The 17746-nt window shown below is 36.3% G+C and carries 11 protein-coding genes; 9 read left to right on the top strand and 2 right to left on the bottom strand.

Going from position 1 to position 17746, the window contains the following annotated elements; all coding sequences use genetic code 11:
• Positions 1-126 (top strand): JAB domain-containing protein (locus tag IIF7_RS21150; protein WP_317041874.1); only part of this gene is annotated, 126 nt, incomplete at its 5' end.
• A 775-nt stretch (positions 127-901) separates the two neighbouring features.
• On the opposite strand, the gene IIF7_RS14035 is transcribed toward IIF7_RS21150, so the two are convergent.
• Positions 902-2341, bottom strand: a complete 1440-nt coding sequence (locus IIF7_RS14035; RefSeq protein ID WP_084842327.1) for an alpha/beta hydrolase family protein — start codon at positions 2339-2341, stop codon at positions 902-904.
• Positions 2342-2435: 94 nt separating this feature from the next.
• Positions 2436-2975 carry a helix-turn-helix transcriptional regulator gene (locus IIF7_RS14030; protein WP_084842326.1) on the bottom strand — a complete coding sequence of 180 codons (540 nt, stop codon included), beginning with the start codon at positions 2973-2975 and terminating at the stop codon, positions 2436-2438.
• 888 nt (positions 2976-3863) lie between these two features.
• Between IIF7_RS14030 and IIF7_RS14025 the strand changes: the two genes are divergently transcribed.
• From IIF7_RS14025 to IIF7_RS13985, 8 genes are all read left to right on the top strand, one after another.
• Positions 3864-4391: a BfmA/BtgA family mobilization protein gene (locus IIF7_RS14025; protein WP_084842325.1), complete on the top strand. Its 528-nt coding sequence runs from the start codon at positions 3864-3866 to the stop codon at positions 4389-4391.
• An 11-nt stretch (positions 4392-4402) separates the two neighbouring features.
• Positions 4403-5428, top strand: a complete 1026-nt coding sequence (mobB, locus tag IIF7_RS14020) for a MobB family relaxase (protein ID WP_084842324.1) — start codon at positions 4403-4405, stop codon at positions 5426-5428.
• Between the two features lie 12 nt (positions 5429-5440).
• The gene (locus IIF7_RS14015) at positions 5441-7045 is read left to right on the top strand and encodes a type IV secretory system conjugative DNA transfer family protein (protein ID WP_084842323.1); all 1605 of its coding nucleotides are present in this window, start codon (positions 5441-5443) and stop codon (positions 7043-7045) included.
• A 964-nt stretch (positions 7046-8009) separates the two neighbouring features.
• The gene (locus IIF7_RS14005) at positions 8010-8786 is read left to right on the top strand and encodes a LytR/AlgR family response regulator transcription factor (RefSeq protein ID WP_084842321.1); all 777 of its coding nucleotides are present in this window, start codon (positions 8010-8012) and stop codon (positions 8784-8786) included.
• A 1-nt stretch (position 8787) separates the two neighbouring features.
• Positions 8788-10389 (top strand): sensor histidine kinase, encoded by a 1602-nt coding sequence (locus tag IIF7_RS14000; protein ID WP_084842320.1) that lies wholly within the window; start codon positions 8788-8790, stop codon positions 10387-10389.
• A 95-nt stretch (positions 10390-10484) separates the two neighbouring features.
• The gene (locus tag IIF7_RS13995) at positions 10485-13049 is read left to right on the top strand and encodes a zinc-dependent metalloprotease (RefSeq protein WP_084842319.1); all 2565 of its coding nucleotides are present in this window, start codon (positions 10485-10487) and stop codon (positions 13047-13049) included.
• A gap of 3 nt (positions 13050-13052) precedes the next feature.
• The gene (locus tag IIF7_RS13990; RefSeq protein WP_084842318.1) at positions 13053-16346 is read left to right on the top strand and encodes a SusC/RagA family TonB-linked outer membrane protein; all 3294 of its coding nucleotides are present in this window, start codon (positions 13053-13055) and stop codon (positions 16344-16346) included.
• Positions 16347-16366: 20 nt separating this feature from the next.
• The gene (locus IIF7_RS13985; RefSeq protein ID WP_084842317.1) at positions 16367-17683 is read left to right on the top strand and encodes a RagB/SusD family nutrient uptake outer membrane protein; all 1317 of its coding nucleotides are present in this window, start codon (positions 16367-16369) and stop codon (positions 17681-17683) included.
• Positions 17684-17746: the final 63 nt, after the last annotated feature.

Below are 17746 nucleotides of genomic sequence, written 5' to 3'. Positions count from 1 at the left end.
GTCGATAAAAAACTAACCTCCAAGATTCAAAAGGCCTGTGATTTTATGGATATTAAACTACTAGATCACCTGATCATCAATAGCGAAGGAAATTACCTGAGCTTTGCCGATGAAGGAATTTTATAATACTTAATTACTTAAGAAAAATAAAGGGAGCCCTAAAGCTCCCTTTTTGTATTATTCCATTTTTGTAGGCTAACACAAATTAACGAAATAATGATTAGGTGCGACAAAACTAAAAGTTTAGTTTTAATAGACCTAAGGTTTACTGTTAAAATGACTAGGTTTTTAGTTCTAATGCTTGTGTCTACTAAAACAATAAACCTGGAGGGGTTCAGCACATTCCCACTATATTTCGCAAAAGCTTCATTTCGGGAAAAGCGCTTCACGATAAAAGTCTTGGACACCATCGAAGAAATTTAGACCTCCATTACACGCACCGATGAAAAATCGGAAGGCTTCATTGCATTCGAAATTTTTCGATGACGTCCGCCTAATCAAAATTCTATTTCTTTATAGATCTTCTCTCCAAAGGAAATTTTGATGATTTATCGATAAGGATCTTACACTTCTGAAGCCATCACTTTTTAAACTTACCACCTGTACATTGAAAAGAAGGGTGTTAAAATCGGCTTAGAGATGGCCCTATAGGAAATAAATCTTCTGGAAAAAGTATAAGTCGATATTTATCCTTAATTATAGGAATTGATGAGAGGGCTTTTAAAAGCACTCGTCAAGTGCACGGAACATATATAAGCACTCCCGATTTATTCATAATCCAAGATTTCTCGTGTATGTACTTCTCGGATATTAAAACATCTATAGAAATTATCGAGGCTAAACTGTTTTCATAAAACTGCGTTATTTTTATTCATAACATTAAAAGCTGTTGGGCGCAGTGCTAGAATACCGTTTGAATGCTTACTTCTTCAAATTTATTCTCTATTGCATAGATGTTGTTTTGTTTATTCAAGAGATATTTATTGAAAAACTTAAGTATAAGTGAGTTTGTTATCTCATAGGCTTTGAATGGAGCCATATCTCCGGCTTCATTAATAGCTGGTACATTGACCATGAGCGGAATATCCATAAAATTGGAATGCCCTGTGTTGTTTATTCTAATGTTATAAAAATCCGCATTGCTTTTATTTCGAAATGCTTGGTTATTAAAATTGGGATGTTCTTCTGGCCATGCTGAAGATATACTGGCAAAAGCTTTATTCAATGTGCTATTGATCATATCTCCCCACTGCGTGCCGTCGATATTGATCGCTGCTTCTATTCGTTTATCGTCAAGTAAAGCTTGCCCCGCTGCCGCTCCACCGTGCGAATGACCAAAAACTCCAATGCCTGATTTCTTCATATGTGTTGCTATGAAAGACAATTGCTTATCATTTTCCAAATGATCTATTACTGAGGATATATCATTGCTCCAACGTTGAATACTTTTAGCGGCAACGTAATCGGTTAATATATCTTTAATCGCCTGATATTCTTCTTCTGTATTTTCTGCCTGTTGAAATTGCTGAGTAGCATTCCAGACCATTTCCGCTTGTTCCGAATTATTACTAAGGCTATCGTAGGTGGTATTGTATAGCTTTATTTCTCCGTTTGGAAATATGGAGCCGGTGCTTTCATAGGTATGATTAATGTTTATAACAATATATCCCTGGCTTACAATTTCTTCAAGAAGGGAATAATACCCAAATGCATTTGAATAGTGACCATGGGAAAAAATTAAAACCGGAAATTTTCCTTTTGCGATTGCTGGCTGTATATAGGTATGGGTTTTAATAAAGTCCAGGTAGTTCATTGACCAAGCCGGTAAACCATATTTTGTTGCAAAGCCAAGTCTGCTTCCTTTATCCAGGTAGTCTTCCAAACCTTCTTCTGTAATCTGGGCAGGATACCAGACTTTAAGCATCAATTCCCTTTGATCTTTTTGGTCCTGGGTGATTAATTCCGGACGGTCGGTTTTAATATGAATGTATTTTGTGCCGATCTTAAATTTTCCTGTAGGTGCCGGCAATGTAAACACCGGTAAGAGCATTGGTAACGACCAACTCAATACTAAAACAACAATGTAGCTACTTGTCATAAGAATCTTTATAAAGAGATTCCATGGTTTTGACTTTGCTTTTTTCCATAGCATCAAAGTTATAAGGATCAGGATATAGCATAGGAACATTTGCCATCGTAATCCTTCCAGCAAAAGATGTAGAATGAAAATTATACCAACTAAAATGAAGATAAACTTCTTGTTCGCAATTCCTCGTTTAAATAAAAATAGGAAAGGGAAAATACTTGCACTTACTAATAAAATGATTTCGAAAAGTCTCATGGCTTATGTTTTGAACAAACCTATAGAGATGCTCGTGAATTATGATAAAAACTATGATGGACAAATAATAGACAGGATTTTAACTGACTGAAATTTAAATGTTTAAAATAAAAATATCTAAGTCATCCTTAGGGGATAGGCCTATTTTTTTTCTTAATCTATACCGTGCTTTATTCACGCTTTCTGGGGTGATGTTCAACAATTCACCCACTTCTTTGGCGCTCAAATTCATTCGTAGTAGGGCACAGAGCTTAAGTTCATTGGATGTAATATTGGGGATGTTCTTTTGAAGACTAGACGTGAAATGTGGATATATTTTCTCGAAATCTGAATAAAAACTAAGAACTTCTGTTGTGGAGCCTTTGCTTTTTAATAGTGATTTTAGTGATACTTTCAGGTCAGCTTTTAATTGCTGATTGTTCTTCTCCAAAAGAACCTCCTTACGAGATGATATCTTTTGTTCTATCATTTCATAGCGATCGCTCTTTCTTTCAAACTTGAAGTGTAATCGCTTGAGCTGTTTTTTTCTTAATAGATATGGAACTACTATGAAACCTAACATAAATAGTCCCAGTCCACTAATGAAGAGGATGCTAAACACAAACCAGGTATCGGGATCAACATTAAAATCCATCAAATAATTTATAAATACTCTTTTCTTTTAGAAAGATACCTTCTAAAGAGGTGTACCAAGGATTCATTTACTGAATCAGTTTAAATATAATTAAATAAAAATTATCCTTCTTAGTGATGGACAAGCTTACAGATCCTTTTTTAAAAAGGATAGAATTAAATCAATTATTAAGTAGTTCGCTGTAATTAAAAAGTATTGGAAGTTTTACTAAAGTTATGTTGTTAGAATGCTGGTTGAAAATACTTTTTATCACAGCAAGAAGTAGTTACTTGCATATACTCAACATAAAATTTAAGCCGACAAGACATCATTGAAATTATTATTAATTGATTTGAATATGTAGTGAGTGTCTGTAGGCTGAGATGGATGGAATTGGTGTTCAATTTTTGATCGACTTTTACATGGTGAACACTGAAAATCTGCCGTCGTAATTTTTTGAATTTCTCAGATTTCCCCGTTTTTACTACAAATAGCAGCAATTCATAGCAAATCAAATGTTGAATTCATGTTATATGAATTTATATATTTTGTAAATTAAAGTGTTGATGTATTGCTATTTATATGCCGTATTAATCACCGTATTTGACTTTCACTTTTTTTGATTCCCCGGATCATAATTGTCCGGGGAATTTTTCAATCCTATTCTAATAATGCGCTTGGTGTAAACCAATACGTATGAAAATTTTGTCCCGTGTTCGGGACGAAATCGAATAGCAAGAGGGTAACACGTTTCACGGTGTTGTTCGATTTCTTAGGCGTCTAAAGCCCCGTTTTTCGGTGTGTTTTAAAATTTTTAGGCAGAAAAGTAGCCACCCGGATGGATACAATGCTCTAAAAACCCCCGAAAATACAGGAAGAGAATAGCCACTAAAACTAAAAAGACTAGCCATGACCGCAAAATCAAGACTTCAGGTGAAAGCTCATACCGCTAATAGGTTTCGGGAGTTTTCAAAGAAAAACAATTCGAATCAGTCCCAAACTTTGGATCTGATCCTGGACTTTTTTGAGAAAAATAACCTCTCGCCTTTTGAAAGCCTGGTGCCCTCCAAAGTGAGCCTAGAGCAGCTTATCAAAAAAAGAATTGATGCGGTGATCGCTATTCTGAAAAATATTGAAAAGACGCAAACAAAACCGGGATTCCTGATGCTGGAATTATTACTGGAAGGTCGCAACCTGCCGACGGCATCGATTAAAGAAAAAAATCAAAAAGCTGTACCGGGTGAGCAAAGCCGAGAACAACTGGAATTGGAAATTGCGCGATTGCAGGAGACCTTAAAAGCTACCCAAAAGGATTTGGAATACCTGCTTCAACAGGTGGAAATTAAAGGGAATGCCTTTGGAGCGGATTACCTGAAACTGAATATTCCCAGAACCGAATTCGAGCAGTTTAAAATTGCGATAAAACGTAAAACTTAATAAAACTTAAGATGTATATCACGATCTCCCCTCAAAAGCTTGGTGGCGCTTTTTCGCAAAGTGCAGGGGATTTTGTGAACTATCTGGAAAAAGAAAACCAGGGGAAAGATCCCTCGGAAAAGGAATTTTTCTTTAATCAACAGGAGGATGGAATCAAACCTTTCCAGGTGATCAAAGAGATTGATGGGAATACGGATCGACTGAAATTGAAAGAACCTAAATATTATTCGATCACTATTAATCCCAGCCGTTATGAATTACAACATATTCAAAACAATCCTGAAAAACTTAAAGCTTTTGTTCGGGAGGCGATGAAGGAATATGCGAGTTCCTTTCATCGGGAAATAAGCGGTCGGCCGGTTTCTATTGATGATATTAAGTATTTCGCGAAAATTGAACAGGAGCGATCTTATAAGACTAATGATATCGCTATCCGGGAAAATAAGCCCTATTCGAAACAAATAGCACATCTCAAAAATGAGCTTCGAAAAGTAGCTCGAGGAGAGGTGCCCGGAAACTCTCAAAAAATAGAGAATGAAATTCAAAAGCTGATCCGCGAGGCACCATACAAAATTAGGGGTCAGATGGTGGAACCGGGAATGAAAAAGGAAGGCCTGCAAAGTCATATCCATATTATCGTAAGCCGTAAAGATGCCTCCAACTCCTATAGCCTGTCTCCGGGAAGTAAGTATAAGGCTTCCGAAGTGAAGATGCATGGGAAACTGGTGAAACGGGGTTTTGAACGGGATCGGTTTTTTCAGCATTCGGAAAAGGCTTTTGATAAAATGTTCCAATACAATCGCAACTATGTGGAAAGCTACTCAGCGAGAAAACTCCTGAGTAAAAACCCTAAACAATATTTTATGTCCTTAAGGAGTCTCGGAGTTAATGAGAAAAAACTTGCCTTTAAAATGATCCGACAAGCAGGAATGCAATTGCCTGCTTTACACCTGCCCCAAAGTAAAGTGGGGTTTGCGTATAAACAACTTAAAAAAATAATCGAAGCCGGTATTAAAGCTAGCTCTATCGGCTATTAAAACCTATCAGTTATGTTTAGCAATTTGTATATTCTTACTTTTTTTATCACTGTATCAGTGATTATCTTCTACTTCAGCCTTAAAGTATCGACCTGGGGAAATGCCATTAATCTCGGCTATATTTTTACCCTCTTATTAATCAGCTTTTCAAAAGGTTTTGATTTTGATATGTTCGTGCTGGTGGGGACGCGTTTAGTGATGCCCCTTATGATCATTAATGCAATTATGTATGAATTATTATTCCATGTTGGGAAAGGTAAACCGGAAAAACAATATGTCTTTCGGATGCCCCTTTCTTCGGGTTCCATGAAACTAAAAGATATCCGGCGCGGGGTGTCCATTATCGGTGCGGCAGGAAGTGGAAAGACCGAAAGTGTCGTGGCGCAATTTCTAAGACATTTTAGCCGTCATAGCTTTAGTGGGATTATCCATGACTATAAAAATTTTGAACTCTCCAGGATTGCCTATCCCTTATTTAAAGAGAGTAAGCTCCCTTTTTACCTGATTTCTTTTGATCGGGTATTTCATAAAGTGAATCCCATTGCTCCACGTTATATGCTGGATGAAGAGAGTGTAAACGAAATTTCAAGGGTACTGCTGGAAAATCTGCTGGAAAAGAAAGAAAGTTCCTTTTCGGGAAGTTCGAAGTTTTTTAATGATGCTGCGGAAGGTATTATCGGGGGACTGATCTGGAAATTGAAAACAGATTATCCTCATTATTGTACGCTTCCTCATATGATTGCCATATTCCAACAATGTACGACCTATGAACTGGTGGAATTGTTGAGTTCTAATTTCACCTCAAAGGCGATGGCCAATGCTTTTATCAATGGGGTGGAATCGGAACGCCAAACCGCAGCGGTTAAAAGTACTCTTTCTAATGCTTTTAAAAAGATTAGTACCCAACGGATCTTTATGGTGCTTTCTGAAGATGAGATTCCACTGGATATTAATAATGCAGAAAATCCGGGAGTGATCTCCGTAGTGAATAATCCAAAATTCGAATCGGCCTATTCTCCTATCATCGCCACCGTTATTCATAGCATCACCAAACAAATGAGTGTGCATGATCGCCTGGGTTCTTTTATTCTTATGGAAGAGGCTTCTACGATCCGACTATTGAATATGCAGCGTATTCCGGCTACCTTAAGAAGCTATAATATTTCGACAGTTTATGTCATTCAGGATAAGATCCAGAATGATATCCTATACGGTAGGGAAGCAGGAAAAGCCATTTTGAGTAATTTGTCTTACCAGTTCTTCGGAAAGGTGAACGATCCGGAAACCGCAAAATACTACGAAAGTTTCTTTGAGATCGTAAAGCGTAAAAGTATTAGCGTAAGTAAAAGTGATAACCTGAATTTTGATACCCGAACTACCAAAAGTGAACGTGAAGTGGCTAAGATCAGGGCAGATCTTTTCTTTCGATTAAAACCTGGACAGTTCGTGACCTTCTCAGATGGGAAAGATCGAAAGGTGAAATTCGCAGCACCCCAATGGTCAAAAGAACTGCCTACGCCTAAACATGAAGTGACACCGGAAGAACTGGAATCGAATTTTCAGAAAATATACCGGGAAGTGAAAACGATTATCGCCACAGAAATTCAGAAGAAATGAGTGAGGTAAATTATATACGACATCTTAATGCCGTGCTCCGGAAATTTGCAAAAGATGATCGCATCGCGGTATCCCATCGTAGCCTCTATCTGGCCTTTTTTGAGCTGTGGAATCAAAAGCATTTTCCCAGGAATTTGATGGTCAATAGTCAGCAGGTGATGGGATTGGCTAAAATACGCTCCCGGACAACGTATCATAAGTTGGTTCGGGAGCTTAAACATTGGGGGTATCTCCAATACCATCCCTCTAGTAGTCCGAAAATAGGATCAGTAGTGAACATGTTCAGATTTGATACACTTCCTGATCAAAAATTGAACTGGGAATGATCAAATTCTGGACAGCTGTTGTTCAAAAATTGGTCTCTTTTATTAAACTTTAATAATAAACAATAAATAAACCTTTTATAAACATGTCCCATATATGGACAGGCAGTGGACAAGTAGTGGTACTGTGCTATGAAATAGATATTGTTCAAAATCAATATTGCTCTAACTTCGATGAAGTAGTATGGGAGAATTATAAACTAATAAAACAATCCAAAACAGGAACTTTTTTATTTTTTTAAATTTTTTTTGCGGGTGAAATAAAAACAGCTGAAACTTTAAAGCAGTGTCCCATAGATGAACAAGCTTAATATAAGTAGGAATATCTAGTATTCAATTTCTAAAAGAAAATAATAGGCATTACTTAAGGGAAATTAAATACGCTTTAGAGCTTATCATTACATCATCTGCATTTGGAAATTAGAATTTGAAAACAATTTCGCTGAGAGAAGTATTGAAAAATTCGGAATATTAGTTGGTTCAATGGGGGATATTCTTAAAATTCAGAAATTTCAAGTTTTAAAACCACTGATACACATGAGTTTTTAGTAATATTGCCAAGCTTTTAATGCGAATAGATATTTAGGAATCAACACTTAACACGATATTTGACAATATTTAAAACGCTTACCACCCCTACAATGAAAGTCGTTATTATTGAAGATGAAGATTTAGCCGCAGATTCCTTAGAGAGTTTATTGTTGAAGTCAAAATATGACATTACAATTGCGGCCAGGTTAGAGAATATTAAACAGGCTAAAGAATGGTTTGCAAATCATTCATGTGATCTGATTTTTAGTGATATTAGCCTTGGTGATGGAGAAAGTTTTGAAATATTCAATGCATTAAATATTAAAATCCCCATCATTTTTACCACTGCTTTTGATCATTTCGCGGTGCAGTCTTTCCAGTTTTTTGCTATTGATTACCTTCTTAAACCTTACAATAGACAGAAACTCGATAAAGCCCTTGAAAAATATATGAACTTTGTTGGAGATAAGAGGGAATCCGATAAAGTGGAGAGTTTATTGGAACGAATTCAAACAACTTTGCCGGATTTTCAATCCCCGAAAATTCAAAATCGTTTCCTGGTTTCTCAGGGTGAAGAATTAATATCGATTAAAAGCGAAGAAATTGCCTATTTTATGGCAGAGAATAAATCTTTGTTTTTGTTTACAAGGGAGCATCAAGTTTATCTTTATGATAGTACGATTTCAAATTTGGAAGATAAACTGGCGCCAAAAGAATTTTTTAAGATCAACAGGAAATTTATTATTAGTCATAACGCCATTAAATCAATTGTGAAATACAGTCAAAATCGACTGAAAATTGAATTAAATCCATCTCCCGGTAGTAATGACCCTATTTTAATAAGCTCAATGAATATCAACGCTTTTAAAGAGTGGTTAAATCATTAAAATGGAACTTATTAATTATTTAAGACGCTTTAGAAAACATCAAAAGTATTTCTATCTAAGCGTTCTGATTATTATAGCATTTTTTATAGGAAGCTCTTTAATTACCCCAAAAATAACTTCTGTGGCTTCCGATCTGATGGAAGATGTAAGACTGGCAGACCTGTATTCTAAAAAGAATAATATAGCTTCTGAGTTTTTACAATTGAACAGTTTTTTAAACTATTCCAAAAATATTATTGAAGACTCTTCAGATGTTCCTCTAAGTAGCTTAATCAACAAACTGAATTTTGTAAGTGATTTAGCTTTATCGAACGCGGTAAATACCAGTAGTTATATATATACCATCACGCCGGACGGGATTCAAAAAACGGAACATTTAAGACCAGATGAAAAACTCGGTGAGGAGTCGGTTCCGTACAAAAAAATATTGCTACAAGCTCCTAAAGGAACTTTAGATACCATAATCAATACTGGTGACAAAGTGCTTAACCGTAAGGCGTATGTTTTTCAGAGAAATAAAGATACTACTATCATTGTTGGATATGATGTTGACTTAAAGGCCTTTTGGAAATATTACTCAGAAAAATATCAGGGACGTACTTCCTATACCAGCGTTTTTAATAAAAATGGGATATGTCTGCTGCATCCCGAAGTTGAAAATATTGGAATCAAAATACCCTCGTATTTTGATTCCTTTGCTATTTCAGACATCTTTAACCAGCCTGATAGCGAGGTGCTGATAGATAATGGATTTTCGCAATATCTAGGATTGGACATCGTACGCTATTTTGACGAAGTGATTATTGGGGATCAGGCCTTGATCGTGGTCGCTAATTTTATGTACTTCGATCTTCAGGATACAACCGGGGAAATACAGCAGTATTTTTCCTGGATTAGCTTTTTAGCTTTTATTACTTTCATATTGCTTTTGCTTATTGCTAGGTTTCAATTGAAAAAAGAGTATAGAGAGAATTTACGGGTGCTAAAAGAAAAAGAACATTTGGCTACCGCAAACGAAAACTATCAACGGGAAAATGCGCTATTGCAGCTTAGTCAGCTCAAAAAGAAGATGAACCCACATTTTCTCTTTAATACGCTGAACTCATTGCATTACCTTATTGAGACCAAACCAAACCTGTCTCAGAAATTCGTACTGCAACTTGCTGATGTTTATCGCTATTTATTGGAGAATAGAGATGATAATCTAACCAGCCTGAAGAAGGAATTAGCTTTTTTGAAACAGTATATTTTTCTACATAAAATTCGATTTAAAAATAGTTTGAATATTAAGATTTCAGATCATAGCGGTGATGACCTGATTTTATATAAAAAAATTCCCGTACTAGCTTTGGAGACCTTAGTGGAAAATGCAATAAAGCATAATGAAATCACAAAAAATAAGCCTTTAGATATAGAAGTTGAAATTCATGCCACATATGTAATAGTAGCTAATAGCTATGCGCCTAAAAAGAAAAAAAATATTGAAGGTCATAAAATTGGCTTAACTTATTTAAAGAATATTTATAATTATTACGAAGTTGATAGCTTTAAAACAAAAATTGTAGAAGATAAATTTATTTGCATACTTCCTCTGTTATCCTAATACTAAACTTCACTCCTTTTTTTTAAGAGTTCACTCCATTTGGTTTTTATTAACACTTAAGCAAATAGATATTTAAACTTTAAATAATCTATTTCATGAAAAAATTCTTATTGAATTTAAACATTCATCAATGGGCGGTAATTACACTGGTAGCTTTTTTAAGTACGGGAATAAGAGCTCATGCGCAGGAAGAAAAAAAGGAAAATAAGGAGAAAAAAGAGATTAAAGAAACTAGTGAAGATTCCACAAAGCTGGATAGTGATGAACTTAATTATCAGAAGTTTCTTAAGGAAGGAAAGCAGCGAAAAGGATTATTTAATATATATACTATAGAAGATGAGTATTATTTTGAAATACCTGATAGCTTAATGTCCCAGGATTTACTCATTGTAAATAAAATCTCCAGTGTTCCTTATGCTTTAAATGGTCACGGACTTAATAAAGGGATGGCTTTTGAAACCAAACTGGTTAGATTTTATAAAGATACTACCCGAAATAAAGTCTGGGTCAAAACTATAAACCCTAGAGTGCAATCGCCAAAGAATGCCGCAATAAGCTTATCGGTTAAAGATAACTTCAGTGAGTCTATCATAGAGGAGTTCGATATAACCACACAAAATACGGATTCAACCTCCAGTATTTTTAAAGTCAATAAAATTTTTAGTGGAAAAGAAAAAAGTTTTAGTGATGTCCTGGCAAATACCGGTCTGGGCGGAAGTATTAAAACGAATTTATCCCTTATCGAAACAGTCAAGACTTTTCCAAAAAATATCGTTGCCAAATCTTTACTTACAACCTCGGTTAGTGAAGGTGGTGGTCCCGCTTTACCACTTTCTATAGGAGTTACAACAAATATAGTATTGCTGCCGAAAGAAGTGATGAAACCTCGATTCGGAGATAAGCGAATTGGATATTTTTCCACCCCAATGGAATATTTTTCCGATACGCAACAGGAAGTAGAATCCAGAAAGCTTATTACCCGATGGCGATTGGAACCCAGGGAGGAAGATATACAGAAGTATAAGCAAGGGATTCTTGTAGAACCTAAAAAGCCTATCATTTACTATGTAGATCCTTCTACTCCAAAACAATGGGTTCCCTTCATTGAGCAAGGTGTTTTGGACTGGAATGTAGCTTTTGAAGAAGCCGGGTTTAAAAATGCCGTTCAGGTGAAAATCCCTTCTGCAGAAGATAAAGACTTCGATATTGATGATGTGCGTTATTCCGTGATTACCTATGCGGCTTCTGAACAGCAAAATGCTATGGGACCTTCAGTAGTTGATCCCAGAAGTGGAGAAATTTTAGAGTCTGATATTATTTGGTGGCATAACCTGATGAAAGGACTTCATTCCTGGATTCGTGTACAGACTGGGGTGATCGATGCTGCGGCCAGGGCAAATACTTTTTCAGAAAAACATATGGGAGAAGCGATACGCTTTGTTTCTTCTCATGAGGTAGGACATACCTTTGGCCTTAAACATAATATGGGGGCTTCTTATAGTTATCCGGTGGATTCATTACGATCTAAAAGTTTTACCTCAAGAATGGGAGGGACAGCTCCTTCCATTATGGATTATGCACGTTTTAATTATGTAGCACAACCGGAGGATAGTGTCGTAGATATAACTCCTAAGATCGGAGTCTATGATAAGTATGCAATTGATTGGGGATATAGATGGACAGGAACCGAAACAGCACATAAAGAGTTGGCTCTTACCAATAAATGGATCCGTAAACATGAAAATGACCCGTTGTATTTCTATGGAGCCCAACAAATGAGTATTGTTGATCCAAGATCACAAAGTGAAGATCTTGGTGATAATGCTGTAAAAGCTAGTGAATATGGGCTAAAAAATCTTAAACGGATAATGCCTAATATTCTGGAATGGACAAGAGAAGAGGGACAGGATTATTATAAAGCTTCGAAATTATATAAGGCAGTCATAGATCAATGGGAACTTTATAATAAACATGTGATGGCAAATATTGGTGGTATCTACCTCAATAATACCGTATATGGGGATGGAAAGGAAGCTTATCAGCCGGTACCTGCCCAACTGCAAAAAGAAGCACTGCAATATTTGGTAGAAAATGCCATACTTCCTCAGGAATGGTTATTTACACCTGATATGATTGATAAAGTATTTGCGGTGAGGGACGCGCCTGATGGAGAACGTTATTATTCACCCGTTTCCATGCAGCGGATCTATCAGACTAATATGATCTACGCGTTGTTGAAAACAGATCGGTTGATGAGAATCACGGAAAATGAAATTCTTGCGAAGAAGGAAACAGAGGTGTTTACCGAGGAATATCTCTTTAATCAGCTTTTTGAAGCCATTTTCAAAAAAACAGCAAGAAATAAAGAGCTGAATAGATTCGATAGAATGACCCAGAAGAATTATGTGGATGTACTAACAGTTGATCGAAATGAACTGCTGAAGAAAACAAAAGAAAACACAGTTTCAAAGGATTCTAGAAATTTTAAAAATGTTCATTTCTCCTATATACCAAGGGTGTCTGATGCGAGTACCAGTAAAAGATATTCCCTTGAAAAAATACTAAAGCTCCTTAAAAAGAAAAAAAATAAGGGAGATGAAATAACTAAAGCACACTATAGGGATTTAATATCTCGAATAGAATACAATCTTAATAATTAGAAAATGAAAAGATTAATCTACTTGTTAATATTTATGCCATTGGCACTTATGGCTCAGGATCAGGTTCTGGTTTCTGGTACCGTAGTGGGAGATAAAGATGGAATGCCGGTTGTCGGAGCTTCTGTCTATGTTTCCTCCTCTATGATTGGCAATCAAACGGACGAGAAAGGTATTCTTCAGGGAGCCATGCTGGGGACGACCACCGATTTTGATGGAAATTTTGAACTGAGGGTCGATCCTAATATTAAATCTCTGGTGATTTCATATATGGGGTTTGAATCTAAAACTATTCAACTTGGGAATAATACCCAAAACTTAAAGATTAACCTAAAGGAAAGTTCAGAGAATCTTGATGAGGTGATTATTACGGGATATCAGAAAATTGAAAAACGGAAGGCGACATCGTCTTATGCGAAAATTGATGTATCTGAGATTGAGCAAGCGGGGGTAGCGACTGTGGATCAAATGTTAACCGGACAATTACCAGGGGTGATGGTACAACCTACAACAGGTGCTCCGGGTGCTCCTTCAAAAATATCTATACGTGGTATCGCCACTTTAAATGGTTCGTCAGATCCGTTATGGGTGCTTGACGGAATTCCATTGCAGGGTGATGATATCCCGGAAGATTTTAGAGATAAAGATAATATTGACAATCTTCAATCTTCGCCTATCGCCGGACTGAATCCGGGAGATATAGAAAGCATAACTGTTTTGAAAGATGCCTCGGCTACTTCCATTTATGGAGCCCGTGCAGCAAATGGTGTAATTGTCATTACCAGTAAGAAAGGTAAGAAGGGAGCCATGCGAATTAATACCAATGCCAATGTATTTGTTACGCAGCGACCGGATTTCAGTAAACTGAATTTAATGGATTCTTCTCAAAAAGTAGATTTTGAACTGTACCTGGCTGGAAGATCGGATCTTACCTATCAGCAAAACAGGGGAGCGGTTGCCCGAATTTTAAATAATTATAATCAGTACGATATTTTTCAGGATAATGGGTTTGACGCCATTTCCTCAGCGGCTCAAAACGCCATTAACGAGCTTAGAAATGTGAATACCAACTGGGGAAAGGAGTTATACCAAATGGCCGTAAATCAGCAATATACACTTAGTATCTCTGGAGGTAGTGAAAATAATGATTATTACTTCTCTGCAGGTCTTTTTGATGAACAGGGAACAACCATTGGTACTGGCCAAAAGCGTTTTAATATAACTCTTAAAGATAATTTTTCGATTACCGATAAATTAAAGGTTGGGGTGGCTTTATTTGGAAGCCAAAACAGAACCTCTTCTTATATCACAGGGGCTGATGCCTATACAAACCCAGCATATTACGCCAGACATGCAAATCCATATCTTCAATTAACCGATGCGAATGGAAACTATGTTTACGATCCCGATCTGGTAGAGCGCTCAGATCTAAATCTTAATTATAATGTTCTTGAAGAAAGAAGAAATACAGATCATGAGTATAAAGCGAATTCTCTAAAATCAATTTTTAATATTGATTATGATTTTAATGATGATTTGAAGTTTTCTACCCAATTAGGGCTTCAGTTGGATTTTAATAGTACGGAGAAAATCAGTGACAGAAACAGTTATTATACCAGGAAATATCGTCAAAGATCACAATACAGTGTAACTGGAGGCTATGATTATTTTATGCCTGAAGGTGGGATAATCCAAAATTGGAACGCCGATGTGTTTCAGTATAACTGGAAAACAACTGCTAATTATAACACTACTTTTAATAAAAGGCATGAGCTGGATCTAATGTTGGGAACCGAGTTCAGACAAAACAAGAATACTGAAATTCATACCAAAGGATTCGGTTTTAATTCCAATACGCTCACTACCATTCCAATTACTAATGAATTGGCTTTGGAGAATTCGTTATTTGATACCTATAAAAAGACCTATAATGAGAATGTGTTTGCATCATTCTATGGAACTGCATCGTATACCCTAGACAGAAAATATACCGTGTTTGGGAGTTTAAGATATGATGGCTCTAACTTATTTGGTGTAAATCCTAAATATAGATACCTCCCAATATGGTCTTTTGCGGGTTCATGGAATTTAGATAAGGAGGATTTTATGGCAAATATTCCTGCTATAGATGTATTTAAACTTAGAGCTTCTTACGGGGTGCAGGGAAATATCGATAAATCTACTTCTCCTTTTGTTGTTGGTATATATGATAATGTCTCGATACTTCCGGGAACCAATGAAGAAGTTATACGAGCAACCAATGCACCTAACCCTAACCTGAGATGGGAAAAAACTACTTCGTCTAACATCGGTTTTGACATGAGCTTGTTTAATAATCGTGTTTTTCTTACCGGAGATTATTACTCCAGAAAAAGTACAGATCTAATAGGGTTACGATCGATTCCCCTGGAGAACGGTTATAACTTTATAAGTACGAACTGGGCTACGGTAAGTAATAAGGGATATGAATTATCGATTAATACCACCAATATCAACACCCCGAACTTTAGATGGACAAGTGGATTAAATATTTCCCATAATAAAAGCGTGGTTGAAGATATTGAAATACCGGAAAACAACCTGAAACCTTCTTTAAAAGGCTATAGTGTTAATGCTATTTTTGCGCTTAAAACAGCCGGACTGGATAGTAATGGACTACCGTTATTCTGGCAAAACGGAAGAAAAGTAACTGCGGTAGAGTTTTATAACCTGGAAGAAGGAGTAGATGGAAGTCAGTTATCACGAGAGGATCACAGAAACTTATATACCTATGCGGGTGATGGGATGCCAAAGTTTACCGGTGGTTTTAGAAATACCTTTGCATACAAACAATTTGATCTTCGGGTTTTAACCAACTTTAATATTAAACAAACCGTAAGAGCTGAGCCAACCTACAACCCTACTCAGGCTCAACCGGGATCTAATTATAATACGGATATTTTAAAAGCCGGTACAGGAAAGTATCCTGCGCTAATTGGTGCTAATTCTCCAGGATTCAATACCAATCTCCTGTATAGTTGGTACAATACCTACGATGCAGGAAATACCTATCGGGATTTGGATATATGGCTTAAGGATATTTCCTATATACGAATTAGTAGTATTCGTTTAAGCTATGCGCTACCTAAGAAGCAACTGGAAAGACTAAGGATTTCAGGTTTAAATTTTAACCTGGAAGCCCGAAACATGTTTGTGATCGGAACCGATTACGACGGGTACTTTGATCCTGAAACTTATGGCAGCTTATACGCACAACCTATTCCGAAAATTATCTCGGCAGGATTTAATCTCTCTTTATAATACTGATTATAAAACGTACTATGAAAAAGCTACTTTACTTTTTTACATTAATAATTGGCCTTACTTCCTGTAATGATTATTTGGAAGTAGAACCTGTTGGTCAGGTCATTCCAAAAACCGTAGAAGATTATAGAAGTTTTCTAACTTCTGCATATTCGATTACTAATATTGGTAAGATTTTAACCAGCTATCGCAGTGATGAACTTCGATTAAATACAAATGCTTCCGGAATTGAGCAATATGAAGACATTTTTATATGGAATGATAGCAATGCTAGTCCGCTTACCAGAGCTTTTCCTTATGCCAGTTTTTATAGTATTATTTTCTACTGTAATCATATTATAGAAAATCAGAATAACATTGAAGGCGATCAAAACAGTATTGACCAGTTAGTGGGAGAGGCTTATGCACTTAGAGCTATGCAATATTTTGAACTGGTTAATTTATATGCAAAGCCTTATGATAATAATGCTACAAACGATGAACCGGCAGTACCCATAGTTACCGTGTATGATGCAGAAAAAGCCTATCCAAAAAAATCTCTTGAGGAGGTATATTCTCAAATTCTAAGTGATCTTGAAGAAGCACAAGCTTTAGTGAATGTAAACCAACAGGACGAAGGGCTAAATTATAGGTTTTCGAAAATAGCAGTTCTGGCATTTCAGGCCCGGGTAGCCCTGTATCAACAAGACTGGGAACAAGCGATAGCCTTTTCGGAAGAGGCATTAAGTATAAGATCTGATATTCAAAATCTTAACGATAATGCATCCATAATGCCGTCAGAATATAACTCAGTGGAATCCATTTTAGCCCTGGAAAATGTAGCTGATCTGGATCTTGTAACGAAATCAAGTATATCTGATGATTTGATAGCAGCTTATGATCCGGAATCAGATTTGAGATTTACACTTTATTATGAACAGTATAATGATGGCCGATATCACTCTAAGAAAAGTGCTCAAAATAAATTTAAAGTGAGCTACAGGACATCCGAGCTATACTTTATTATAGCTGAATCTCTCGCTCATTTAAATCAAACGGATAGCGCCAAAGAGACACTTCTTGATTTTGCAGAGAACAGATATACCCCTTCTGGATTTTCAGCATATCAGGATTTTGTAAATACGCTGGATAATGAAAGCCTGTTGACCGAAATTTTAAAAGAGCGTAGAAGAGAATTTGCCATTGAAGGGCATCGATGGAATGACCTAAGAAGAACCACACAACCTGAAATAACAAAAACATATAATGGTAATAGCTATACGCTAGAAGAAGGAGATGAGCGGTATACGCTTTTGCTTCCCAATGATGCCATCATTAATAACCCTGATTTATAATCTGAAAAGCTTTTGGGTGGGACTGATTTTATCTTGCAGCTTACCTAAGTATATAAACCTAAG

The sequence above is a fragment of the Zunongwangia atlantica 22II14-10F7 genome (genome assembly GCF_002094855.1).
GTDB lineage: Bacteria > Bacteroidota > Bacteroidia > Flavobacteriales > Flavobacteriaceae > Zunongwangia > Zunongwangia atlantica.
This window is presented reverse-complemented; position numbering and strand designations above follow the sequence as displayed.